Annotated in this window: 18 protein-coding genes and 1 tRNA gene; 10 read left to right on the top strand and 9 right to left on the bottom strand. The window is 60.6% G+C overall.

Annotation, left to right across the window (positions count from 1 at the left end):
* Positions 1-22: 22 nt before the first annotated feature.
* Together JOD50_RS04955 and JOD50_RS04950 are read left to right on the top strand one after the other, a co-directional pair.
* On the top strand, positions 23-727 hold the full coding sequence (locus JOD50_RS04955; protein ID WP_204880636.1) for a DUF6318 family protein: 705 nt from the start codon (positions 23-25) through the stop codon (positions 725-727).
* 157 nt (positions 728-884) lie between these two features.
* The gene (locus JOD50_RS04950; protein WP_204880635.1) at positions 885-1793 is read left to right on the top strand and encodes a hypothetical protein; all 909 of its coding nucleotides are present in this window, start codon (positions 885-887) and stop codon (positions 1791-1793) included.
* Between the two features lie 72 nt (positions 1794-1865).
* Here the strand turns inward: JOD50_RS04950 and JOD50_RS04945 are convergent, their stop codons facing one another.
* Genes JOD50_RS04945 through JOD50_RS04935 form a run of 3 tightly spaced genes read right to left on the bottom strand, consistent with a single transcriptional unit; the run spans position 1866 to position 4437 of the window.
* The gene (locus JOD50_RS04945) at positions 1866-2771 is read right to left on the bottom strand and encodes a spermidine synthase (RefSeq protein ID WP_204880634.1); all 906 of its coding nucleotides are present in this window, start codon (positions 2769-2771) and stop codon (positions 1866-1868) included.
* Positions 2768-4078 (bottom strand): GNAT family N-acetyltransferase, encoded by a 1311-nt coding sequence (locus tag JOD50_RS04940; protein ID WP_204880633.1) that lies wholly within the window; start codon positions 4076-4078, stop codon positions 2768-2770. Before JOD50_RS04940 ends, JOD50_RS04945 begins: the two co-directional genes overlap by 4 nt.
* Positions 4079-4122: 44 nt before the next feature.
* Entirely contained in the window at positions 4123-4437 is a 315-nt protein-coding gene (locus JOD50_RS04935) for a thiamine-binding protein (RefSeq protein ID WP_204880632.1), read from the bottom strand.
* A 198-nt stretch (positions 4438-4635) separates the two neighbouring features.
* Here JOD50_RS04935 and JOD50_RS04930 point away from each other — a divergent pair, with 198 nt between their 5' ends.
* The 4 genes from JOD50_RS04930 to JOD50_RS04915 all read left to right on the top strand — a co-directional run bounded on the left by JOD50_RS04930 (position 4636) and on the right by JOD50_RS04915 (position 11295).
* Complete coding sequence (locus JOD50_RS04930) at positions 4636-5772, top strand: PDDEXK family nuclease (RefSeq protein WP_204880631.1); 1137 nt, start codon at positions 4636-4638, stop codon at positions 5770-5772.
* 229 nt (positions 5773-6001) lie between these two features.
* Positions 6002-8140: a phosphate acetyltransferase gene (gene pta / locus JOD50_RS04925; RefSeq protein WP_338052021.1), complete on the top strand. Its 2139-nt coding sequence runs from the start codon at positions 6002-6004 to the stop codon at positions 8138-8140.
* Positions 8141-8242: 102 nt separating this feature from the next.
* On the top strand, positions 8243-9373 hold the full coding sequence (locus JOD50_RS04920; protein ID WP_204880630.1) for an acetate/propionate family kinase: 1131 nt from the start codon (positions 8243-8245) through the stop codon (positions 9371-9373).
* Between the two features lie 206 nt (positions 9374-9579).
* Positions 9580-11295 (top strand): ABC transporter ATP-binding protein, encoded by a 1716-nt coding sequence (locus tag JOD50_RS04915; RefSeq protein ID WP_204880629.1) that lies wholly within the window; start codon positions 9580-9582, stop codon positions 11293-11295.
* 91 nt (positions 11296-11386) lie between these two features.
* On the opposite strand, the gene JOD50_RS04910 is transcribed toward JOD50_RS04915, so the two are convergent.
* On the bottom strand, positions 11387-12445 hold the full coding sequence (locus tag JOD50_RS04910; protein ID WP_204880628.1) for a D-2-hydroxyacid dehydrogenase: 1059 nt from the start codon (positions 12443-12445) through the stop codon (positions 11387-11389).
* A gap of 155 nt (positions 12446-12600) precedes the next feature.
* On the bottom strand, positions 12601-13392 hold the full coding sequence (locus JOD50_RS04905) for a glycerophosphodiester phosphodiesterase family protein (protein ID WP_204880627.1): 792 nt from the start codon (positions 13390-13392) through the stop codon (positions 12601-12603).
* Positions 13393-13481: 89 nt separating this feature from the next.
* Here JOD50_RS04905 and JOD50_RS04900 point away from each other — a divergent pair, with 89 nt between their 5' ends.
* Positions 13482-14786, top strand: a complete 1305-nt coding sequence (locus tag JOD50_RS04900; protein WP_204880626.1) for a DUF445 family protein — start codon at positions 13482-13484, stop codon at positions 14784-14786.
* 141 nt (positions 14787-14927) lie between these two features.
* Here JOD50_RS04900 and JOD50_RS10395 read toward each other — a convergent pair whose 3' ends face one another.
* The 3 genes from JOD50_RS10395 to JOD50_RS04865 all read right to left on the bottom strand — a co-directional run bounded on the left by JOD50_RS10395 (position 14928) and on the right by JOD50_RS04865 (position 21267).
* Complete coding sequence (locus tag JOD50_RS10395) at positions 14928-18824, bottom strand: DUF7507 domain-containing protein (RefSeq protein WP_275587676.1); 3897 nt, start codon at positions 18822-18824, stop codon at positions 14928-14930.
* Positions 18825-19082: 258 nt separating this feature from the next.
* Positions 19083-19895: a hypothetical protein gene (locus tag JOD50_RS04870; RefSeq protein ID WP_204880625.1), complete on the bottom strand. Its 813-nt coding sequence runs from the start codon at positions 19893-19895 to the stop codon at positions 19083-19085.
* A 73-nt stretch (positions 19896-19968) separates the two neighbouring features.
* Complete coding sequence (locus tag JOD50_RS04865; protein ID WP_204880624.1) at positions 19969-21267, bottom strand: hypothetical protein; 1299 nt, start codon at positions 21265-21267, stop codon at positions 19969-19971.
* A 326-nt stretch (positions 21268-21593) separates the two neighbouring features.
* On the opposite strand from JOD50_RS04865, the gene JOD50_RS04860 reads away from it, so the two are divergent.
* Positions 21594-22874, top strand: a complete 1281-nt coding sequence (locus JOD50_RS04860) for a type III PLP-dependent enzyme domain-containing protein (RefSeq protein WP_239541528.1) — start codon at positions 21594-21596, stop codon at positions 22872-22874.
* A complete protein-coding gene (locus JOD50_RS04855) occupies positions 22871-24247 on the top strand; it encodes a D-arabinono-1,4-lactone oxidase (RefSeq protein WP_204880623.1) in 1377 nt (458 codons plus the stop codon). Before JOD50_RS04860 ends, JOD50_RS04855 begins: the two co-directional genes overlap by 4 nt.
* A gap of 120 nt (positions 24248-24367) precedes the next feature.
* Here the strand turns inward: JOD50_RS04855 and JOD50_RS04850 are convergent.
* Positions 24368-24440, bottom strand: a tRNA-Lys gene (locus JOD50_RS04850).
* A 121-nt stretch (positions 24441-24561) separates the two neighbouring features.
* On the opposite strand from JOD50_RS04850, the gene JOD50_RS04845 reads away from it, so the two are divergent.
* Positions 24562-25197: a hypothetical protein gene (locus JOD50_RS04845; RefSeq protein WP_204880622.1), complete on the top strand. Its 636-nt coding sequence runs from the start codon at positions 24562-24564 to the stop codon at positions 25195-25197.
* The last annotated feature ends 181 nt before the right edge of the window (positions 25198-25378 follow it).

The following is a 25378-nucleotide window of genomic DNA, read 5'->3' as shown; positions in this document are numbered from 1 at the left end:
AGAACCCCCTAAGAGACCCCTTATGCGCAACCCGAAACGAACCACCACCACCGCAACCTTCCTCACCCTTGCCCTCGCTACCGGGTTGGCGGCCTGCGGAACCAATAACGACGACGCGGCGCCGGCTGATACCGCGCCGCCGGCTTCCGCATCGCCATCGGTGACCCAGGTGGCTGACAGCTCAGCCACACCACCGCCCGCATCATCGGCCGCATCGCCATCTGAATCAGCAGCGCCATCGGGACCATACGAGCCGGCCACATCCAAGCATCCGGCACGCAACGTTCCTGACCCGGGACCGCTGCCCAAGGTAGCGAAAGAGAAAAGTAAGGCCGGCCAGGTCGCGTTCATTGAGCACTGGGTCAAGGAATTCAACTATGGCCTAGAAACCAACGACCTGCGGCCCGAGTTCTGGGAAATGACCAGCAAGTCGTGCGACTACTGCCAAGGGCTGCGAGATGGCTACAAAGTCATGCAAACGCAGAAAACCTGGAACGTCGGCGGTGACTTGACTCTTAACGATATTTACCCCGATTTGAGGGAATACAACGACGGACTTTATGAGGTCCAATTCACTGTAACGGAGACTCCACGTAAACGATTCGCTCATGGTAAATCGAAGCCGATCGAAGAACTGCGGGGAGGAACGGAGTTAAACGCCTTCGTAAAGCTCCGCCGAGTCGACGGAAAATGGCAGATGGAAGGACTGTATCAAGTTGCGGAATAAACGGACTCTCGGCCTGCTTATGATCCTTCCGTTCATGCTTCTAGGTTCAGGCTACGTTTTCGCATCACCCGATGCATCCTTCGACCAAGAGGCGGGCACAGGCAGCGTTGAAGTCTCACAATCAGCCAGACATGAAACTGTCCATCGAACTAAACCTGTGGGGCACCGCACGAAACAGACCGCCGCTCCGGTGCGGTTGGGTCCGCGGCCTGTATGGCACCAAGCATGCAGGACCACGGGGGTAGCGGCACGGTCCGGCGCGGTCACCGGATCGACCACAGTGGTTGGGACCGGCCTTCACCTAGCCGAGGTTCAGGACCGACGCGCTCTCAAGGCAGCTCGTACCCAAGCGTGCACCCACCGGGCCGTGAGCGAGTGTGGCGAACGATCCGACCTGCTCTACACGCGGACTGGGGGTCAGTCCCGGGTCGCATGCCGATACAAAGGCAAACCATCCAAACAAGAACCACAGCAGCGGCCGCTATCGCTGACCGAGGTCCGCACCCTCGTCGAGACCGAAACGAAACGCATCCGGGTCGATGCCGGCCAAGTGACCACGGATGCGATCAAACCCAACACCATCACCAACGCCTGGACCAACTTCTACCTCACCGGCAACAACGGCGACACAGGCGGGTCCGACGGTGTGGTTCGTAAAACCGTGAAGGTCCTCGACGAACCAGTCACCGTGGAACTCACACCTCAAAAGTGGAGCTACAGCTACGGGGACGGCAACACCCGCACCTCCCGCACCCCAGGCAAGATGCTGCCCACCAAAGCACACGTATGGGAGACAGAAACACCGACCTCCCACCAATACCGCAAACGCGGAACCTACACCGTCGATGCCACCGTGACCTATACCGGCCGGTACAGCCTCGATAACGGTAAAACCTGGGACACCATCCCCGGCACCCTCGATATCAACGCCAAACCACTGAACATCCGCGCCTGGACACTCAAAGCCGTCAACGTCTCCGGGCCCTGCCAACCAGGCAACCCCACCAACGACCCCACCTGCGAAAAACAAGACCTCACCATCTTCAAACCACGCCAAACACGGTAACCAGCGCCAGACCAAGAGCCGGGGCCAGCAGATGTTTACTGCATCGGCTGGCCCCGGTCTTTAGTGTGTAGGTCACCCTGCGCCAAAGCGAGCTTCAAGCTCCGAGCTCTCAATTAACTGAGCTGGCAGCGGGTCAGACAGCAAGCCTTTAACCAGCTTCGCAGTATCCCCAAAGGGCCGATTCGACGCTCCCATCACGATGTTGCCTAGCCTGCGCCCCTTAAACACAGCGGGATCCGAAACAGCAATTATGTTGCCGAAGGTTGATTTGAGTGTGGGGAGTTCGCGCCGAATATTCACCAGGTCCGGGCCATCTCCCACATTCAACAGATACAGCCCATCCGGGGCTAAAACCCTCGCAACCTCAGCGACAAACCCAGAATCAACGAAACCATCCGGCGTCGCGTCGCCCGCGAAAACATCCCGCACAACAACATCACGGCTACCCGCCATCAACGTCGGCACAACATCCAAAGCGTCACCAGAGCGAAGACGCAAAAACGGCGCCTGCGGCAAAGCAAACCAGCCGCGCACCATTTCATTAAGCCGCGCATCCAACTCAACAACAACCTGGCGGGACTCAGGGAACTCCGCATTCACATAACGCGGGAAAGCCGCCGCGCCGCCACCCAGATGCAACGCACGCACACGATCCTCACGGCCAAAAAACATGCCCAGGACTAATGCCATCCACCGCATATACTCGAAATCGAGGTGCCGCGGATCTGACAAATTCACGCTCGAGGACGGCACCCCATTGACGAGCACCGTCCATGTGTCATCCGAATACGGATCCCGCTCTAACGCCACCACGCCAGTCGAAATCGGCCATTGGCCCTCCCGCAAATCCGCGGGACCAACCGGCGGAACATCCGCATCGGAATCAACACCACCATCGAGCGCTAAAGACTCGACCTGCAGAGCCTGCGAACGACGAGCCGCCCGCCCCCGCTTCCGGCGCGACGAACCCCTGCTCATGAATGCGTAGTGAGGTTCTTCGTTGGAACGTTGCGGATCATGCGGATCTCACGCGCACCAGACCACTCGTCCGGCAAATCCTCAACAGCGCCATCCGCAACGAAACCAAGCTTCGTATAGAAAGCGCGCGCCCGGGCGTTATCCTCAACAACCCACAAAATGCAGGAATCCTCACCGACCACGAAATCGACCAGCCGCGACGCGATACCGCTGCCATGCCACGCCTTATCCACGTAACACGTGAAAAGCTGCCACTTCGCGTGCGTTTCAAAACGGTCCTGGTCATCAAGCACAGGCGCCGCCGTCGCAACACCTACGACCTGGCCATCCGATGTGCGGGCAACCGCGAAGCGCGACTGATTCCCCGGGCGCTCCAACATCGCAGACCATGCCGCGACGTCCTTATCGAGCCGCGCGTCCATGTCATCCAGGTCGTCTTCGCCCAGATATTTGTCGTACGTGTCGCGCCAGCCCTGGTTTTTGACTCGCAGCGCATCCCTGACCGTCTCCGGCGTCATAGGTTCGATGCGGACATCAGTTCCAGCGGACGCCGGCGGGCTCGCCGCGGTAATCAGCGCAACCGCTGTACCCGTTGAGGTGTACTGATGCTCGCCGCCGAATGCCGTGGTTGCGAAACGAGGGTCATCCCGCAGAAGCTTGAGCGCACCATACATGCCTGTAGCGGCATCTATTGAAGCAGATTTCATGCCGGTTACGGCATATAGAGATTCGGAGGCCTTCGACTCCTCAGCCCACGCCTGTTCCGCAGCCTCCAAGTCCGCGTCCGCCAACACGTTCAAGCCACGCAAAATCACAACCGAACCCGGCGTAGTCAACCGCAAAGCCCACTTCAAATACGTAGCCGCAGACTCCGGGTCCGCATCTATCAACACCACATCAAACGGCGCCAACCGATTCCACGTCAACTGATGCAACGCCCGAACAGCGGGCCCCGCCTCAACATTCCAACGACCAGACCCCTCCCCCTCAGGGTCCAACAGACGCAAATTCTCCCGCGCCCTAGCCGCCCGCTCGCGATCAATTTCTAAGGCATGTAAATGCCCATCAGACGGCAACGCCTGCAAAAACCAGCCGGACGAATAACCCAGTCCCGCACCGATATCCAAGACGCGACGCGACCGCGTCAACGACGTCAACAAAGCCAACAGCTTTCCCGACGAAGGCGACGCACTCAAGTCGCCCTCCGCCTCCATCTGTCGGCGAATAGCCGCCAACGCATCCGGCTCATGGGCAACCGAAGACAACAGTCCTTGGAAGGAAAAATCCTCACCAGGAAAATCAGTCACTCAAACCTCCCAAAGCCACAACGCGAACCAGCTAAAACCAAAAACTAGTCGTCCGACCTTTCAATAGCGGACTCCAAGCGCTCAAGCTTACCGTCTATCTCACCTTCGAACCCAGGGCGAATATCAGCCTTGACCACCAAGGAAACCCGCGAACCGAACCGCTGCACCGCCTCGGTAGCCCGCTTAATCACGTCAAACACCTCATCCCAGGTGCCCTCGATCTCAGTAAACATACTCGACGTGCGATTCGGCAGCCCCGACTCGCGAACAACCTTCACAGCCTCAGCAACAGCCTCAGCAACAGAGCCATCAGCATCACAACCAGCACCAGAAGGCGCAACAGAAAAAGCAGCAATCATACAAAACAGCGTGCCACGTTTACCCCAGTAAGCCCAGCAAAGTGACAGCTTTTAACTTTCGGCAACGCTAGTGCTGAAAACCCACGCAACCCACTCGTTATCCACAGTTTTTCGAGCACTCACGTTGCCAAAGATAATTTATCCACAGATGTGAAAAAACCTGTTTATAAGACCCACAACACACTGCATCATGCATCTATGGGACGAAAACTAACACCACCACCCAAAGCACTCCACAACACCACTTTCACGCGCAAAGAAGCACTCCAAGCCGGCCTCACACCCGGCCAACTGCGTTCACACCAATACAAACGCATAGCCCCAAGCATCTACTGCCACCGCAACACCACACCCACCCCCGACGCAATCGCCCGAGCATACAGCCGCAGCCGACCCCGCATCGTTATCACCGGCATCCAAGCCGCCCAACACTACAAATTCCCGCTACCCCACTGGATCGAAAGCCCCACACACGACCCAAACACCCCAACACCACGCATCAGCCTCTGGTCCCGCACATGGCGGCGCGACCACCCCGACCACCACCTCGAATGGAACAAACGACGCCTCAAACCCGGCGACGTCACAACACTCCCCGATCCCGAATTCCCCACCCACATCCGCATCACCACGGTCGAACGAACCTGGTTCGACCTCGCCAACATTCTCGACCTCGAAAACATGGTGATCATCCTCGACCACATCATCCGCATCCCCAACCCCAAGTACGAAAACCGTGAAAAACCACTATCCACACCCGAAAGAATCGCAGCATTCATCGACGCCCACCCCCACACCCCCGGCATCAGAATCGCTCGGGAAGCGCTACGGCTCACACGCATCGGTGCGGACTCGCCGCAAGAAACCCGGCTACGACTCGCCTGCCGCGAAGCCGCTCTCCCGGAACCCGCGGTCAACAGGTGGATCGAAGACAACGACGGCCGCCGCATCGTCCGCCCCGACCTCACCTGGCCAGAGGCGAAAGTCGCATGCGAATACGATGGCGCAATCCACGAAACCGAACAGAAACGAGTGACCGACGCGCGACGCAACGCGCTCACCGCCCAGCTGGGGTGGCGACAAATCATCGTGAAAGACACCGACCTGTGCCGGCAAGAACGGCTCGGATGGCTCACGAAAGACCGCCTAGCAGCCTGGAACCAACTCGGCAACGGTAGGCAACGACCTGTTCGGCCGCTTGGTGTGCGGATCGGGCATTACGGCATCAAGCTGCGAGTATGGCAGCCAGTGGCTCTAGGGCTGGCGCCGGGGCTCTGCCAATCCCCAGTTATCCGCACAATCCGTGAAGCGCTCAACTACGAACTGGCCGCCTAAAAAGAGCAAGATACTTGACCCACCCTCCTTAAAAACAACCTTCGGCAACAAGAGTGCTGTTATATCGATAAAAATAACCAGACAGCCGACCAAACGACATTTCAGTACACCCCAGAGCGCATATCCATGAGCTGCACATAGACAGGTGCCGCCCTTTTCTTAACCTTCGGCATCGTTAGTGTCGTAATCCCCACTTTTACAGCAATTAAAGTGCCGAAGGTTAAAATTGGTGGGAAAATGGGGAACGTACACCCCCAACAACCCAAGCGAGGACTTCATGACCCGCGGCCTGTACATCTCCGCCACCGCTCCCGGCGCAGCCAAAACCATCGTCGCCGTCGGAGTCACCGAACTCCTGCACCGCCGCGCCACCCGCGTCGGCTTCTTCCGCCCCATCACCGAAGCCGACACCCCCGAAAACGACACCTCGCTCCAATACTTCCGCGCCAACTACGGCCTCACCCGCGAAAACTCCGGCGTCGGCCTCACCCGCGGCGAAGCCCACGAACTCATCGCAGCCGGCCGCACCGAAGAAATCTACACTCGCGCCCTCGAAACCTACTCGACCCTCGCTGCCAACACCGACGTCATCGTCACCGAAGGCACCGACCTCACCGGCCACGACTACGGCAGCGAATTCGAACTCAACGCACACCTCGCCAACCACCTCGGCTGCCACATGATCGGCGTCGTCAACGGCTCCAACAAAACCCCACACGACGTCGCCGAAGCCGTCGACCTCGCCCGCGACGCCTTCTACGACGCCAACGTCGCCCTCCTCGCGATGATCGTCAACCGCGCCAACCCAGCCCACATCAACGACATCCGCACCGAAGTCCGACCAGGCCGCTCCCACCGCAAGGTCTACGTCATCCCGGAACTCCCCGACGTCACCGCACCCACCATCGACAACATCGCCACAGCAACCAACGCCCGCCTCATCGCAGGCACCAACAACCCCGAACGCACCATCAACAACACCATCATCGCCGGCATGAACGTCGGCTACCTCCTGGAACGCTACAAAGCCGACGACACGTTCCTCATCACCCCATCAGACCGCAGCGACGTCCTCCTCGCAGCCGTCGCCGCGTCCCGCACCCTCGACTTCTATTCAACCGCCGGCGTCCTCGTCACCGGCCCACGCCCCGTCGATTCCGCGGTCCTGCCGATCCTCGCCGAAGCCCCGTTCCCCGTCTACGCGACCGACGACGGCACCTTCACCACCGCGCAAACCGTCGCCAACATCCACGGCGACGTCACCGACAACATCCCACGCAAGAACGCGGCCGTGCTCGCCGCGTGGGAAGAATCCGTCGACGAACACGAACTCCTGGCGCGCCTCGAACTACCAGCGCCCAACGTCGTGACGCCCGTCCGGTTCCTCCACCAGCTCGTCACCAAAGCGCAACAGGACCGCCGCACCGTCGTCCTCCCCGAGGGGCAAGACGAGCGCATCCTCCGCGCCGCTGAAATCATCACCCGTCGCAATATTTGCGACCTCATCATCCTCGGCGGCTCGGACGTCGAGACCCTGGCCCGCGAGAAAGGCATCGACCTCACCGGGATCAGCATCGTCGACCCCGAAACCGACCCTCGCACCGAAGAGTTCGCGCGCGAATTCTACGAACTACGCAAACACAAAGGCATCACCGAACAAGACGCCCGCGCCAAAATGTCTGACAAGACGTTCTGGGCCACGATGCTGGTCCACACCGGCGGCGCGGATGGCATGGTCGCAGGCGCGGTCGGCACCACCGCCGACACCATCCGCCCAGCCCTCCAGATCATCAAAACCCGCCCGGGCGCCGACATCGTCTCTTCCGTATTCCTCATGTGCCTGCCGGAGAAGGTCCTCGTGTACGGCGACTGCGCCGTCAACCCCAACCCGACCGCGGAACAGCTCGCGTCCATCGCCACCGCATCGGCCGCGACCGCACGCCAATTCGACGTCGACCCGCGCGTCGCGATGCTCTCCTACTCGACCGGCGCATCCGGTTCCGGAGAGGACGTGGACCGCGTCCGCGAAGCCACCGAACTCGTGCACGCCCAGCATCCCGACTTCCCCGTCGAAGGCCCCATCCAATACGACGCCGCCGTCGACGCCACCATCGGCGCCTCCAAACTCCCCGGCTCCAGCGTCGCGGGCCAAGCGACCGTCCTCATCTTCCCCGACCTCAACACCGGCAACAACACGTACAAAGCCGTGCAGCAATCCGCCGGCGCCGTCGCGGTCGGCCCCGTCCTCCAGGGACTCAACAAGGCCGTCAACGACCTCTCCCGCGGCACCACCGTCGCCGACATCGTCAACACCGTCGCCATCACCGCGATCCAAGCGCAAAGCCTCACCCCACGCCAGACAAACTAACTTCGGCAACAGGAGTGCGCTAAAACCCAGTTAGACTACGATGTGGTGGGCGCCTCACACACGCGCCACACCACGGAAAGTGTGGAAGGCTCAGGTGTTGCGGTGCGCGTTCTAGTGATGAACTGGGGGTCATCGTCCCTCAAATACGTGATCATCGACCCGGAAACAGGGGACGAAGCGCTCTCCGGGAATATCGAAGAGATCGGGCTCGGCGGGGTCGCCGACCACGGGGAAGCACTGGGCCTCGTCACCGAACACATGGACCGGGAAATCGGGTCCGACCACGGGGTCGACGCGGTAGGGCACCGCGTCGTGCACGGTGGCGAAAAATTCTCCGAACCCGCGCTCGTCACGCCCGAGGTCATCGAGGAAATCGACGCGCTCTCACCACTCGCGCCACTGCACAACCCGGCTGCCGCATCGGGCCTTCGCGCCGTATCGGAACAGTGGCCGGACCTGCCGCAGGTCGTCGTGTTCGATACCGCTTTCCACCGCACCATGCCGGAAAAAGCGTGGCGCTACGCGATCCCAGACGTGCTCTATAAGGAGCACGGCGTCCGCCGCTACGGGTTCCACGGCACCAGCCACGAATACGTCGCCGGCGTCGCCGCCGCAACCCTCGGCATCGCTAGTGCTGAATTCAACGGCATCGTCGCCCACCTCGGAAACGGAGCATCCGTCACCGCGATCCGCGAAGGCAAGTCCTACGACACATCGATGGGGTACACGCCGCTGGCAGGCCTGGTGATGGGGACGCGGTCGGGCGACCTCGACCCGTCGGTGGTCACGCAGCTCATCGAGCGCGGCCTCTACACGGCCGACGAGCTGGATGTCATGCTGAACAAACGCTCCGGGCTGCTGGGCCTGGCGGGGCGTTCGCATATGAAAGAAGTGGTCGATGCGGCGGCAACAAGCCCGGAAGCGCAGCTCGCGCTCGATGTGGCTGCGTACCGGTTGCAGAAGTACATCGGCGGGTATCACGTAGCGATCGGCGGGGCGCAATGCCTCGTGTTCACTGGCGGGATCGGCGAAAACTCTGCGCCTTTCCGTGAAATTGTGTGCCGGGGCCTCACGCCGTTGGGGATCGAACTCGATGAAGAAGCAAACAACAACGTCGCGAAAGAACCGACTGTGATTTCCGCCGAGGGTTCGGCAATCACGGTCATGGTCGTGCCGACGGATGAAGAGGTCGCGATCGCGAAAGCCACCGCCCACCTCCTCTCGAACCTTTAGCGACGAGAGTGCTCCAAAACGGCAGTTGTTTTAACCTTCGGCACCAAAATTGCTGAAATAAAGTTGCAAGCTGGAACGCTGCTTGGATGCGCTTGTCTTGACTCGGCAGCGCAATCACGGACTCGCCTTCCGCGGAATAACGACAATTTCTGTGCCGAAGATTAACGTCGGTGGGAAATCGAACCTCATAAGGCAAAATGGAACGTATGCCTCACGCCACTTCCCGCGAGGACGGTAAATCACCTGGCGCAACCGAAACTGACACGTTGCTTGAGCTCCGCGACCTTTCGATCAGTTTCAAGACCCGCCATGGTGTCGTCAACGCTGTCCAAGGCGCCAGCCTGCAACTAAACCGCGGCAAAACCCTCGCCATCGTGGGAGAATCTGGTTCCGGCAAGTCCACCCTCGCCATGGCGATCATCGGCCTCCTCCCCGACAACGGCGCGGTAACTGCCGGTTCTATAACGTTTGACGGCCAGGATCTAGCCACCTATTCCGACCATGAGTTTCAGCGTCTCCGGGGCTCCCACATCGGCCTTGTTCCGCAGGATCCGATGTCGAATCTCAATCCGGTGGCGCGCGTCGGGCGGCAGATCGCGGAGACGCTGCTGGTCAATAAGGCGGCAGCTAAGAGCACGGTAGATGAGCACGTCCTTGAGGTCATGCGGGATGCCGGTATCCCTAATCCTGAGGAGAAGGCGCATCAGTATCCTCACGAGTTATCTGGCGGGTTGCGGCAGCGTGTGCTGATCGCTATCGGGCTTGCATGCCAGCCGCGTCTTTTGATTGCCGATGAGCCGACGTCCGCGCTCGATGTGACGGTTCAGCGGGTGATCCTTGACCGGCTGGATGAGATGACCGCCGAGCGCGGAACTTCGGTTCTGCTGATTACCCATGACCTCGCGCTCGCCGCGGAGCGCGCCGAGGATGTGGTGGTGATGCATCGCGGGCGCGTGGTGGAGTCGGGGCCTGCCCGTCAGCTTTTGGAGAGCCCGCAGCATCCTTATACGCAGGAGTTGGTGCGGGCTGCGCCGTCGGTTGCGGCGGCTCGTTTGATGCCGGGCGATTTCACGGGCGCAGGCGGGGCGTACGATGCGGTGGCTGGTTCCGCTGAGGCGTCGCCGGCGGAGATGGATCCGCTGGTCCGCGTCGAGGGGTTGAGCAAGTCTTATCCGAAGCGTGGGGTGCGTGGCGAGGACTTCTTTGCGGCGAAGAATGTTTCGTTTGAGATTCCTCGCGGTTCGGCGGTTGCTCTTGTGGGTGAGTCTGGTTCAGGTAAGACGACTACAGCTCGGATGTTGTTGGGGCTGACTGAGCCGTCGAGCGGCCGGATCGAGTTTGACGGCGAGGACTTGTCAGGTTTGAAGAAGTCGGACTGGAAGAGGGTCCGTCGTCGTATGCAACCGATTTTCCAGGATCCTTATTCGTCGCTGAATCCGATGTATTCGATTGGGCGTATCATTCGGGAGCCCCTGGACGCCTATAAGGTGGGGACCCCTGCGGAGCGCCGCGACAAGGTGCGGTCCCTGATGGATGAAGTTGCGTTGCCAGAGGATTTGTTGGGACGGTATCCGTCGGAGTTGTCTGGCGGGCAGAGGCAGCGTATAGCGATCGCGCGTGCTTTGGCGTTGGAGCCGGATTTGCTTGTGTGTGACGAACCGGTGTCTGCGTTGGATGTGCTGGTTCAGGACCAGATTCTGAAGTTGCTGGGGCGCTTGCAGGCCGAGAAGGGGCTTTCATATCTTTTTATTTCGCACGATCTGGCGGTGGTGCGACTGATTTCGGACTATGTGTGTGTAATGAAGTCCGGTGAGCTTGTGGAAGCGGCGACGTCGGAGGAGATATTCAAGAACCCGCGGCACCCTTATACGCGAAAGCTGCTGGCGTCGGTTCCCGGAAACGAACTGAGCATCACGGATTAGCCCCTTAAACCATCTTCGGCATCGCTAGTGCTGAAATCGCCCCGTCAGGGGCTGCATTTCAGCACTAGCGATGCCGAAGGTTCTAAAAAGCTCAGTAGAAGTGGTCCTTGTCGACCACGTTCTTCATCTCTTCGCCTGCGAGCCACGCTTTCGCGTTCTCAATGAACAGGTCCACGACCCTATCCGGTTCCTTATCGGACAACGCAGCGTTGTGTGGGGTAATCATCACTTTCTCGTGCTGCCATAGGGGACTTTCTGGTGCTAAAGGTTCGCGTTCCGTGACGTCGAGTGCAGCGAAACTGACCTTTCCTCGGTCCAGCGCGTCAACCAACGCCGCCTCATCGATCACCGAACCGCGGCCCACGTTGACCACAACCGCATCGTCCTTCAAAGCGTTCAGGAACTCCGCATCGACCAGGTGCCGTGTAGCGTCCGTCCCGGGCAACGTCACAACAAGCGCATCCACTTCACCCAGCACGCTGTGCAGCTCATCCATCGGGATGACCCGCTCGAGTCCGTCAACCGGCCGGCCGGAACGCGACGCGCCCCAGACGCGAGCCCCAACAGCAGAAAACACCGCCGCGGCACGCGATCCGATCCCGCCGAGGCCCAGCACCAGCACGGTCATGTCGGCGAGCGCCCGCATCGTCCATCGAGGCTCCGGCCAATGCGAGTTCCGCTGGTCTTTCTGGATGCGCGGCAGGTCTTTCGCGCCGGCGAGCACACCGAATAGCGCGTATTCGGTGAGGGTTTGCCCGTGGACGCCTGCCGATGTTGTGGCAGTGAACGACTCGAGGCGTTCGGGGCTGATGTTGGCGCGTTTGATTTGCGCCCCGCCGCCGGCTGCTGTGGTGTGAACCCAGCGGAGGTTGTCGTTTCGCTGGATGATTTTGCCGAGGAGTGTCCCGGATTCGTCTGGCACTGCGAAGAGCGCGTCGGCGGTGGCGAGGATGTCTTCGTAGCGTTCTTGTTCTTCTGGGGTGCGTTTGAAGTTTGGGTCGCCTGGCCAGTCGCCGGCGTATCGTGCTGGTGGTTGCAGCTCGGGCGCGCTGACGATGTCGCATTCGGGTAGTTCAGTGATGATGCGGTTGGTGAGCTCTTCGTTCAGCGGGGTTGCAATAACGATGCGGGGGCGTGATTCGTTCTGCATGTCAGCTCCTCTGGGGTTGGGTTTGCATGCCATCCTATGTGGCAGCTTCTCCCCTGCAATAAAACCTTGGGCACCGAAATTGCTGAAATTCTGTTGGCGGAGTAAATAACTACAATTTTGATGCCGAAGGTTAACTTCTGAGGTTGGGGCGAGTGTCAGAGACCCAGCGCTGCTCTGAGGTCGGCCGGGTAGTTGCTGGTGAGCTCTTCGACCCCTAATTCAAGGAGATACCGGGCATCTTCGAGTCGATCTACCGTCCACACTCGGTGTTTTGTGCCTTGTTTTATCCATCGGCGTACGTGTTCTTCGTGGTCGCGGGTGAACGATACGCCCGGCCCCGCCATAAGCTGCGGATGCTCATCGAGTAGCTGCATTGCTACGTTTTGTCTCGATCTTTGTAGTTCCGTCCGCCGCTTGTTTTCGATGAGCATGCAGACTTTAGCAGCCCCGAAAACTTCAGTCATTCGTCTTACTGCAGTCGGACTGAAGCTCATAATAGAAGCACTCACGTTGCTAAAGGTTAAAGAGGGGTGGGTGGTGAGGATCTCCAGCACCGCGTCGTCGAGCTCGGGATTGTGCGCGGGCGTGTGTTTCACTTCGACGGCCACCTCGATCGGCCGCCCTGCCGCCGCCGCGATCTCCAGCAGCTCGCTCAACGTCAGCAGCTGTTCCCCTGCCCCGCCGTATTCAGCCGGCCATCTCGACGTTTTCCAGCTGCTGAAGTCCACCCTCCGCAGCTCCGCCAAGCTCCATTCCGAAACCGCGCCCACACCGTTGGATGTCCGCCCCAGCTTTTCGTCGTGATGCACCACGACCTCCCCGTCGCCGGTGAGCCGTACGTCGCATTCGAGGCCGTCCGCCCCGTCTTGGATTGCTTGCATGAACGCGGCGCGCGTGTTTTCGGCGTAGCGGCCTGATGATCCTCGGTGGGCGAATATGCGTGGCACGTTTTCAGCCTAACTGCTGTGCCGTGGCCGGTTAACGATGCGGCGCGGGTGTTTAGATGGAGGTGTCCGTTCCTTCTGGGGAGGTTTCCGTGCCGTCCACGTCTTTTCAACTCTCGCCGGCCCCCGCCGCCGGGTCAACCCTACCGACTGATGAGCAGCGCCGCCAGGCTCTTCGCAAAATGAAGTTCGTCGCGACGGCACTACTCGTAATTCTGGCTGTGATTTTTGCGGTGGGTTTCGCGTTGCAGGACCGTTACGTGTGGGCTGGCTACGTCCGGGCGGGCGCCGAGGGCGGCATGGTTGGTGCGTTGGCGGATTGGTTTGCGGTGACGGCGTTGTTCCGCAGGCCGATGGGTTTGCCTATTCCGCATACGGGTTTGATTCCCCGGAAGAAGGATCAGATTGGCGATAGTTTAGGCGTTTTTGTGCGTGACAATTTCCTCAATGATGAGGTTCTTGAGAAGCGTTTAGTGAATCTTCGTGTTGCGCAACCCCTGGGCGGCTGGATCGCTGATCGTGACCGTGCGGAGCGGCTTTCAGGCGAGCTTTTGACGATCGCTTCTGGCCTCATGGAGGTTGTGGCTGATGAGGATTTTCAGCGGGTCGCGGAGGGTTTGGTCCGTGAGCATGTGATTGAGCCTGAGTGGGCTAGCACGGTTGGCGTGGTTTTGGGTCGGGTTGTGGATGATCGTCAGCATGTTGCGGCGGTGGAGTCGTTGATTGATCAAGCGGCGGGCTGGCTTCAGGAGCATTCGGAGGTTGTTCATCGGCTGGTGTCTGATAGGACGCCGGGCTGGTTGCCGTCTCGTGTGGATCGGTTGATCGGTGAGCGTCTGCACCGTGAGCTGGCGAGTCTTTTAGTGGCAGCGCGTGCTGATGCGGCTCATCCGTTGCGTGTGAGTGTTGACGGCTGGTTGGCGTCGGTGGCTGATGGTTTGCAGCGGGATGCTGTGACGCAGGAGCGTTTTGAGGGTTTGAAGGTCTCGTTGGCTTCGGATCCTCGGTTGCGTCAGGTCGCGTCCGATGTGTGGGTTCAGTTGAAGCGGTCTGTTTCCGATGCGGCGGTGTCGGTTGATGCCCCGTTGCGTGAGTCTTTGACGAATGGCTTGGTTGATCTTGGTCGGCGGTTGGTTGGCGGCGATCCGTTGGCTGAGAAGGTCGATGCGTGGGCTGCGCAGGCGGCGCGGTGGGCTGCTGTGCGGTATAGGGGTAAGGCTGTTGAGTTGATTACGGATACTGTGCGTGATTGGGATGCGTCTCAGGCTACGGAGCGTATCGAGTTGATGGTGGGTAAGGATCTTCAGTTCATCCGGATTAATGGCACGGTTGTTGGTTCTTTGGCGGGTGTCACTATTTTCGCGTTGGCTAGCGTGGTGAGTTCTGTGGTTGGTTGATGTGTGCCATTTTCGGCGGCCCTATGTGAGGCTCGCTAGATACAGAAAGGGTGGGAACACGATCTTCGTGTTCCCACCCTTTCTGTGGTGTCGGACTGACGTTAGTGATGCAGCCCGATAGCCGTGTTATTCATGATCGTTTTACTGGCTGCGGCGACGCATGATGATCGTCAGCACGAGGCCTAGGATCACGAGTACGGCTGCAATCCCGATCACTCCAGCGACCTGTGCACCGGTCTGGGCTAGCGAGCCCGAACCTGGACCGTCGGTGTGGTCACCGGCGTTGTCGCCACTGTTGTCGCCACCTGGCATGCCCGGAGCTGGGACATTCTGGTCCTGGCTCGGTTCATCGGTTGGCTCATCCGTTGGATCCTCCGTCGGCTGATCCGTTGGCTGCTCGGTAGGAGCGTCCGTAGGTTCATCCGTCGGCTCGTCCGTTGGAGCATCGGTTGGAGCATCCGTCGGTGCTGGACCTTCAGTCGGGCCACTCGTCGGATCATCTGTTGGATCCTCAGTTGGCTCATCCGTAGGTTCGCCGGTCGGCTGATCCGTTGGCTGCTCGGTAGGAGCGTCCGTAGGTTCATCCGTCGGCTCGCCGGTTGGATCCGCGGTTGGTTCCTCGGTTGGGGTGTCCGTTGGTTCACCCGTAGGATCCTCGGTCGGTTCCTCCGTTGGATCCGGCTGTTCAGTCGGCTCATCCGTTGGCTCCGGCGTAGGCTCCGCAGTCGGTTCCTCGGTCGGCTCGTCAGTCGGCTCCGTAGTCGGCTCGTCCGTAGGATCCTCAGACGGTACTGGAGCCATCTTGATAGTAGCCTCAGACGACGCGGTCACCTCAGGGGCAGCCTCGAGGGCACGCGCGACAGCACTCATGTTGAACAGCGTCACACGCTTCACAGCACGCGCCTCGCCCTTGACGCCGTCGCCAAAGATCGTCGCCTTATTGACCAAATCCTCCTGGGCAGCAACATCCTCAGCAGTCACGGTGTACTCGGTAACACACGTCACCGACTGACCCGGCTGCAGCTGCAGGGACTTGTCCGCCACATTCACCTTGTCGTCCCCGACCGTGCACTCAAGAACAAGCGGATCCTTGCCCTCAACCCACGTGTCGACGAGCTGAACATTCTCAATAGCTACATCACCAGTGTTCGTGCCAGTGATCGTGAACGTAGCCTTCTTATCGGCATCAAGCGTGATCGCAGAAACCGGCTCGTCCGAACCCGGACCAGCAACGAGCTTCGTCAGTGACAGCTCAACCTTCTTCGGATCCGGGGTTGGTTCCGCAGTCGGCTCGTCCGTAGGCTCCGCAGTTGGTTCCTCGGTAGGTTCATCCGTCGGCTCCGGACCCTCAGTCGGGCCATCCGTTGGATCCGTGGTTGGTTCTTCGGTTGGCTCCGGCTGCTCCGTCGGCTCGTCAGTCGGCTCCGGACCCTCAGTCGGGCCATCCGTTGGATCCGTGGTTGGTTCCTCGGTTGGCTCCGGCTGCTCAGTCGGCTCGTCAGTCGGCTCCTCGGTCGGCTCGTCCGTTGGCTCCTCAGTCGGCTCCGGTTCCTCCGTTGGCTCCTCGGTTGGTTCCGGCTGCTCCGTCGGTTCCTCGGTCGGCTCGTCCGTTGGAGTATCCGTCGGCTCAGGCTCCTCAGTCGGCTCGTCAGTCGGCTCCGGCTCTTCCGGCGCTGCCGGCGTGAATTCCGCAGTCGCGGTCACGGTCTCAGCTTCAACGTCGTTGTAGCTACCGCGCGCTTCCGCCGTGTTCACGATCGGCTTGCCCGCCGCAACGTCTTCTTCCGTCACGGTGATCGAGCCCGTGCAGGTAGCGGTGTCCTCTGGGTCGAGGAAAATCTGCCCGTTCGCGATCTCCCGGCCGTCCCATTCACAGGTCAGCTCGCCGCCACGGTCTTCGAGCATCTTGTCATGCACGGTCACGTATTCAGTGCCGCCGGTACCGGTTCCGGTCACCACAATGCTGTAGGTCACGGTGTCGCCCGCGGTGAAGCCTTCTTCTGGCTCGTCGAGAATGCTCTTCTCGATCGCCAAGCCCGGCAGGCCAACTGCGGTCGTCGCCGTTGCCGCGTCACTCTCAACGCCTTCACCGGCTGGGGTCTTGCCCTTCACGGTCGCGGTGTTGACAAGTTCCGTCTTCCCCTCGGCGACGTCCTCATCCGTGACGGTGTACGCCGCGGTGCATTCGGTCTGACCGTTCGGTCCGAGGGTGTCATCTTCACAGACGACGTCGGCGCCGGCTTCAGCGAGCATCGGGTCATTGATCTCGATGTTGCTTACCGTCACGTTGCCATGGTTGTAGACCGTGAACATGTACTCGATCTCGTCGCCGATGGTGCTGTTGTCGGTACCGTATTCGCCCCAGGCTTCCTTGATCAGCTCGAGCTGAGCCGCCACAGCAGCTGGAACGACCTCGGCTGAGTCCGTCTCTTTGAGGGTCTGCGGCTCTCCCGATGCAGGGCGCGTCACAGCCTCAGCGGTCACGGTGTTCTTCAGCGGCTTACCCGCGTCGATGTCCTCCTGCGTCATCCGGTACTCGGTTTCGCAGTTGAGGGTCTCGCCTGCCTTCAGCGTGAACTTCTCGTCGTTCGCGTAGACGAAGTCGCCGTCAACGTCGCAGTAGAGCTCGAGCGGGTCTTTACCTTCAACCCAGGCACTCTTGAACGTGACGTCGTGCAGGTCCGCTTCGCCCGTGTTCTCAAGCGTCATCGTGAAGGTCGCGGCATCATCCGCGTTCTTCTCAACAGACTTCTCGCCGTCGACGAGGGTCTCAAGCTTCATCGAAGCCGCTGGAGCTGGCTCCGCAGTAGGCTCCTCCGTTGGCTCCTCCGTAGGTTCCGGCGTCGGCTCCTCGGTAGGTTCCTCGGTAGGTTCCTCCGTAGGCTCAGCCGTCGGTTCCTCCGTTGGCTCCGCAGTAGGCTCCTCCGTAGGTTCCGGCGTCGGCTCCTCGGTAGGTTCCTCAGTCGGCTCGCCCGTCGGCTCCTCGGTAGGTTCCGGCGCGGGATCCTGCTCCGAGAGGCGAATCACTGCAGTGTCGGAGGCCTTGACGGTGAGGGTGTCGTTGCGTCCTGAAAACTGGTGGACATACGAGTATGTACCACGAACCTGGGCTTCGTTTGTGAGGTCCTGTTTCGCATCGACGTCGGCTTGCGTCACGACGTAGGTTGCGGTGCAAGAGAACCGCTCACCGATCTTCATCGGTAGATACCCGTTTCCCTCTTCAAAGCCCGCCATGCTGGCGGAAATGTTCTTAAACCTCTCGTTAAGCTCTTTTTTGGTGTACTTGGTGCCGTCGGCTTTGAAAAGCGAGCACGTCAGCTTCAACGGGGTACGCCCCGCCACCCAGGTGTCCTTGAGGTACACCTGTTGCACCATCACGTTGGACGTGTTTTTACCTTCGATGGTGAACGTAGCTTTGTCGTCGACGCCCAGGCTCACGCTGTCTGCGCCGTTAACTTTCTTGGTCACCTCAAACCCGAGTTTTGGCTTGATGACACCGAAGTCAATACCTGCATGCCCAGTGGTTTCATTGACTTCGAGAGGCCTGGTAACCCACGGAGCACCCACCGGTGGGGTCCAGTCGCCTGCATGGCTCAGATCATCCGTTTCCTCAACCGGGTAGGCGACCACGACGTAGTTGCCATCTTCGACGCCCTCAAAGCTGTATCGCCCGTCCTCGCCGGTGGTGGTTTTGGCCACCGCAAGGTCTAGAGGAATCGTCCTCCCAGCGGTACCCAAGACCTTAGCGTCAAACAACCCAACCGTGTAACCCGCCAGCAGTTGCTCGCCGTCGTTATGGGTCTTATCCCAGTTGTCGTCGGTGTATACGGTTCCAGTGATCTGTCGTGGCTTCGCCTCTTGCGTTGCTGCCGCAGCAACAACCGTGTTCGCAGCCTGATCCTGAGCCGCCTGGCTCGGGACAGTCGCCGCGAACATCGTGCCAACGAGACCAACGGAAGCGATGAGGGACAAAACGCCGCGTGCGCGTCGTTTACGACCCGCGATGCGTGCAGATGTGAGGTCGGTACCCCAAGCCATAAGCGCTCCGCTCTATGTAGAGACATCGCGCCACACAGTGATAACCCCGCACAGTGATACTGAGGTGCACAGTGATATTGAGGTACACAGCGCTGACGCGATACGAGTGATATACAACACATGAGTGTACCTGGACTTTTCACAAGCTGAAAGACCGCTGTGAAAAGTTGCGTGGACTCCTTATCCACATCCCGGCTACGACCGGACGTCAGACTTCAAAGCACCCAACTTTACGCGCCCAGCAGGAACCCGCCGGCCTCAGCTCTCGAGCGCTTCCGGCCGCACCGCAGGCATATCACCGAACATCTCCTGGGCAGCCCGCACCACGCGGCGAGCCAACACACGGTTAGCTACACCACCGAAAGCCGCACCCACACCGAACGGCAGCGCCCTACCCACCGCGGACGCCGACTGCCGAGCAGCGAACTTCTTCAAAAACCGCGAATGCAGTTGCTTCCCCAGGGACGCATAGGATCCACCCGCGCCAATCGCCGTTGCGAAGAACGTGCGCATCCCCACCGTGCCACCGGATGCGATGACACCCGACATGTCTTTAATGATCTTGACGCCTTCTTCGCCCAGCATGAGCGCCATGACAAGCTCGCCCGCACGTTCCGGATCATTCACCGCAACGCCGTGCAGTTCCGCCATCCCTTGCGCATAGAGCGCGGTCGCTTCCAGATACCCGAGCGCAACCCCCGCGGAAAGCCCCAGGGATGCTAGCGTCCCGACCCCCGGCACGATAGCGGCCGCACCACCCGCTGCACCCATGCCGGTTACGGTGCGGACATAGTTCGTCTCAAGGATGCGCGCGAGCTCAGCCGGAGTCGCCGTAGGATGCTTCTCACTGAGGCGTCGAATGTATGCGACCACAGCGGGCCGCTGCCAACCGACGACGCGCTTGATGCCCCGTTCGAAACCATCACTGACGTTGCCGCTGTCAGTAACGATGCCGCGGGCAAGAAACTCGGTGGCTTCACGCGGCAACAACGCCTCAGTTTTGCTGTGTTTACGTGCCTTCCGGGCGCGCCGCGGTGTCTTTTTAGTTTGAGGTGCACTCTCAGTTGACATGTTCCCAGCCTAACGCGCAATGCGAGAGCCGCTCATCAGCGGCAACTCTCGGCCCGCAGTTCGCTAGGGTCAGCTAGTCGCGCTTCAACGTGACGTCTGCCCACACCATGCGGCGGGCGCCGGCCGATGAAGCCGATGAGGTTCCTGCGCTGCTCTTCTCTGCGACGGCACGGCTCATTGCGGCTTCAATCCCTGATTTCGAAATTGTGGAGCCGTTTGCAGCAGCCACATAATCGGAGCGGGACGTGCCACCACCGATGCGAGTCGCGTACTGGGTTGCGCACACAAAGTCTAGAATCGTGCGGATCTGGGGCGACGCATCGTCCTCACACTGCGCTCCCGCGCTCGAAGGCTTCGCAACGTCCAGCTCGCCCGAGTCCAAGAACGTTTCGAGCTCTTCCGCCGCGTCCTGACGCTTCTGCCCAGCGTTTTCATCCAACGACTCGAGGTCCGGGCCGAGCGCACCTAGAACAACAGCGTTAGCTTCCTGTTCCAAACCACCGTAAGCACCGGCGTCATCAGTCAGGTCACGCAGCTCATCGCTATCGCTGAGGTACATGTTGAGGAAACGCAACTGGTCAAGCCGACGGTCCGCGTCAGCACCTTCACCCTGATCCGATGTGAGGCCTGTTGCAACAACATGCACAGTTTCGCCGTCGACATCGAGCGGAACATCCCACAAGCTCGTCGAGTTCAGCGGCAGAACCGACCTCACAAGCTTGGAATACTTTTCCGTGTCGAGGCTATTGCCCGGGAGCTCACTCCAGATGAGGTCATTAAACGTACGGACCTCGTCCTGCTTAATTGGGTAACGCGAATACAAGATCATGGAGCGCTGGCCTTCGAAATGACCAACGCCAAATGCATCCCCGGCGTCGCCGGTGGAGCCGTTACCGTTCAAGTCCGCCCCCGACTGCACGCCCGCGTTAGTGGACGCGGCATATACGTACCGATAGTCGAGCGGGGAAAGATCCTTAGATCCAGCCTCACCGTCCGCCTGCGCCTCGGCAAGGTACTGGTCCTTGAAGATGTCAGGGACGTGAGTGTCCGTGTCAATGTCCGTGATCAGCAGGACATCAGGGCGCGTCTTCTGGATATTGCGCGCGAGCATCTGGGCGGCCTCATCTTGGCCACCTTCGAGGCGCTCGGCGAGCGCCCCTTCTTCGTCTTCGCTCAACCCGGCGTTCACAGTTGCTACGCGCAGCGATTCTTTTTCGCTGAGCTGCTCTTTCTTGCCATGCTGCGGTGACGCTGTCGAGTCAACGGTGAGCACGCTCGGCTGATGAGTCAGCGTTGCGGCTGAAGCTTGAGGGGCGACGCCCAGCGTTAGGCTGAACAGGGCCGCGCCGGCGGCCGCATAAAAACGTCGCATACTTCCACGGTAGAACGTTTCCCCTCAGATGCAAGAGAAAGGTGGAAAACTCAGCTCTCTCACAGCTGGGTTGTTATCGGATACTTCCTTGAGTTGACGCGGATCGAGCGCCCGATCATTGGTGGACCGTAACACTCGAGAACAGGTATCGGTATCTAATCGTGATCATTCCGTGACCTAATGCGGTGCTTGTTCGAAGTTAATCAAGCCCTTTGCTGTTGTGAGGCCTGTCACAAGGGGCATAGTGTTTGCATCCAGGACACGTTTGCATCCGCGAAGCGTTGCTCCGGAACGAATCCCTGCAGCACATCCCTCAAGGACGAAGCATGCATCGCACCAACAACAGTCACATATCTGATGCGAAGATCGACTGGCCGGCACTCAAGGACGTCTTAGCTGATGCCGGCTACACGTCACGCCCCGTGGGTGTCCTGTTCGCTGACCACTTCCAGGCCAACGCGAACGACCTCATCGCCCGGCTCGCTGAGGCAGCATCGCACCGCAGCACCGCCGCGCATCATGCCGGCACCGACGCAACGCTATCCACGCCGACCATCCGCGTCGCGAGCAAGTCCCTCCGCATCCGCAAAGCCCTCGACGCCGCGTTGGAGACCCCCGGCTTCGAAGGAATCCTGAGCTTCACCCTCCCCGAAGCCGTGTGGCTCGCGGAAAACGGCTATCGCGACATCGTGGTCGCCTACCCCAACGTCAACATCGACGCGATCAAAACCTGGACCACCAGCGAAGCCGCACTGGAACACGTGACTCTCATGGTCGACGACCCACAACAACTCGACCTCATCGACCATGTAGCCCCCGGCCACCCCGACCTCAAAGTCGCAGTAGAGCTCGATGCGTCCTACCGCCCCGCACGCGGTGTCATGATCGGCGCGGCACGGTCACCGCTATCAACCGCTACGGCCGTGACCAAGCTGGCGACCCACATCGTGGGCCGGAAAGGGTTCACCCTGGACGGGCTCATGGCCTACGAAGGACAAATCGCAGGCGAAGCAAACGCCGGCAAAACTCCGCGGCAAACCATCCTGCGGCGAATCCAAGCGGCCTCCGCGAAAGACATCGCACACCGCCGCGCAGAAACCGTGGAAGCGATCTCCGCGCTCACCCCGCTACGCTTCGTCAACGGCGGCGGGACCGGATCCATCGAAACCACCGGAGCAGAAGCCGCAATCACCGAAGTCGCGGCGGGATCCGGGCTCATCGGCCCCGGACTCTTCGACAACTACACCGCCTTCAGACCAGCGCCAGCGCTCACGTTCGGAATGGACGTTGTGCGCCGACCCAACAACAACACGGCAACAGTGCTCGGAGGCGGCTGGGTTGCCTCCGGACCTCCAGGACCAAGCCGTCTCCCCACCATCGCGTGGCCACCCAACGTGAAATACCGCGGCACCGAAGGCCCCGGCGAAGTACAGACCCCACTCACCGGGCCAGGCGCACGCAACCTCAACATCGGCGACATCGTATGGTTCCGCCACGCAAAAGCCGGCGAAGTATCAGAACGCATCAACAGCGTCGTAGTCATTTCAGGTTCCCAGGTCATCGACGAATGGCCCACCTATCGCGGCGAAGGGAAAGCATTCCTGTGAAAACCACAACAGCACCGCAGCCAAGCACCCAAGCCGACGCCCAGGGCCACGCCGCCAAAACCAGCAAGTCCGCCACCAAATGGACCAACTGGTGCCGCCTCTACCGCAGCGAACCAGCCGACATCGCAACACCACGCGACGAAACCGAACTCGCCGCGCTCCTTGCCCGCGCAACAGAAGAGAACCGCACCGTCCGCCCCGTCGGCGGAAGCCACTCCTTCACACCGCTCGCGCACACTGACGACATCCTGCTCGACATGCGGCACTTCCGCGGCCTCTACGCAGTCGACCCCGTGGGCGGAACCGTAACCCTCGGCGCCGGAACCCACCTCTGGGAACTCCCCGGGCTGCTTGAACCATACGGACTAGCGCTCGCCAACATGGGCGACATCGACCGGCAAACCATCGGCGGCGCACTCTCAACCTCAACCCACGGAACCGGCCTCGCCTACACCGGCTACGCAGGCATGATCCGTGCGCTACGCATCGCGCTACCCACCGGCGACATCGTCACCGCCTCCCCAACGCAACACCCCGAACTCTTCGAAGCCGCACGCGTAGGCCTCGGCGCACTCGGCGTCATCGTCCACGCGACCATCGCCGTCGTGCCATCGTTCATCCTCCACGCAGAAGAACGGCCCGTACCGCTCGCGGACACCCTCGAAAACTTCATCGACCTCTCCCGCGAACAAGACCACGTCGAGTTCTACTGGTTCCAGCACACCGACGTCGTCGCCCGCAAAATCAACCGCCGCTCCCCTGGCTTCGAAGGCGACAAACCGCTCTCCGGGTTCAAACACTGGTTCGAAGACGAACTCCTCAACAACGGCGGCCACCGGGCCCTATGCGAACTCGGCAAACTCATCCCCAAAACCGTGCCGGCACTGAATAAGCTCGCGGCACGCACGATGGGAAACCGCAGTTTCGCTGACACGTCCCACAAAGTCTTTGTGTCACCACGGCGCACACGGTTCCGCGAAATGGAATACGCGATCGACATCAACGACTACCAAGAGGTTTTCAGCGAAGTAGTTCGCACCGTCAACGCGTTCCCCGAAGGGATCACGTTCCCGCTCGAAGTCCGCGCCGCCAAAGGCGACGACGTGTGGCTCTCGACCGCACACGGCCGCGACTCCGTCTACATCGCGGTGCACCGGTTCTACCGCGAAGAACACAAGAAATACTTCGCGGTGCTCGAGGACATCTTCAAAGCCGCCGGCGGACGGCCACACTGGGGCAAACTCCACACTCTCGGCCCCGAAGACCTCCACGAGCGCTACCCGAAATTCGGGGACTGGCTTGAGGTCCGCAAGCAGGTCGACCCCAACGGAATCCTCCTCAACGATTACCTCGCCACAATGCTGGGGGTCTGAGGCGGCCTTGCTGGGGGCGAGGCCCCGTAGTAGCGACCTGCGGCTCCCTTAAACACATCAGCCTCGGAACTGACGCTTCGACGGGAAACCGTCGCGTCAGCTCCGAGGCTGATCTATGTGTGGGCCCACCGGGGATCGAACCCGGGACCAACGGATTAAAAGTCCGGTGCTCTGCCAGCTGAGCTATAGGCCCCAGCTACCCATGGTAAACGACACCCCCATAGTTTCCCTAACCCACCACTGCCGTGTACCCCGGCCGGCGGCCCAGTAACATCCGAACGCCATCGAAAGCGCGGGTTCCTACACTGGTAAAGATGAGTTCTTCGGCGCGTACCCACCACAAGCCGGCCGTGATGCCTCCCGAACTATTGGACCGTGAAGCTCCCGGCTCGGATCCCGCGCACCATTCTGAGGCTGCACACCTGACAGCCCAAGCCATCGTGCACCGCGGGCGCTCTGGTGTCGCGCCGGACGTCCTTGACCGACTCATCAAACTCGCCGACTCCGACGGCCTCCTTGAGCTCGCAGAACTGTGGTCCACATCGCCCGCAGTGTCCCTGCCGGGAACATTGTGGCGCCTCTACGTCCTCCGCCGAGCCGTCATGAACGACGCGGACCGCTGGTCTGCGCTATTCCGCGCCGGAAAGTCAGTGGATGACGTCACAGTCGTCGTCGCCGGGGTTGCCGACCCGCCGGGACCTGCCGAAATGGTTGAAGTGACCACAGCGATCCTCACCGGTGCATACACAGGCGACTTCGCCGTCGCGCTCGAACGGGCCGCAGCATTCTGCCGCGTCATCGCCGCGGGACAAGCAGCCCACGCCGACAGCGCCGAGGCTCACGCCGCACACCACGCCCGCTCACTCACCGAAAGTTCACGACGCCTCACAGCCACCGCATCGGACCTCCTCACATCCGCCGACATGTGGCGGCGCAACCACCTCGAATAGTCCGCGCTTGACGAACCCAGCCCACGGCGCGAATAACAACCGTGGCACTTGACGAGCCCCCGCCCCCATCTGGGACACTGGAAGAGACACCGGGCCGCGGAGGCCCCGGGCCCCAAATATTTGCCGCTTCGAGCGGCCTTCCGCCGAGAGGCGCCCCCGGCCCGGTGTCACTCAACCATCA

The sequence above is a fragment of the Pseudoglutamicibacter cumminsii genome, from assembly GCF_016907775.1.
In the GTDB taxonomy this organism is placed as follows: Bacteria; Actinomycetota; Actinomycetes; order Actinomycetales; family Micrococcaceae; genus Pseudoglutamicibacter; species Pseudoglutamicibacter cumminsii.
The sequence above is the reverse complement of the archived record's forward strand: the minus strand, read 5'-3'. Positions and strand labels throughout refer to the sequence as shown.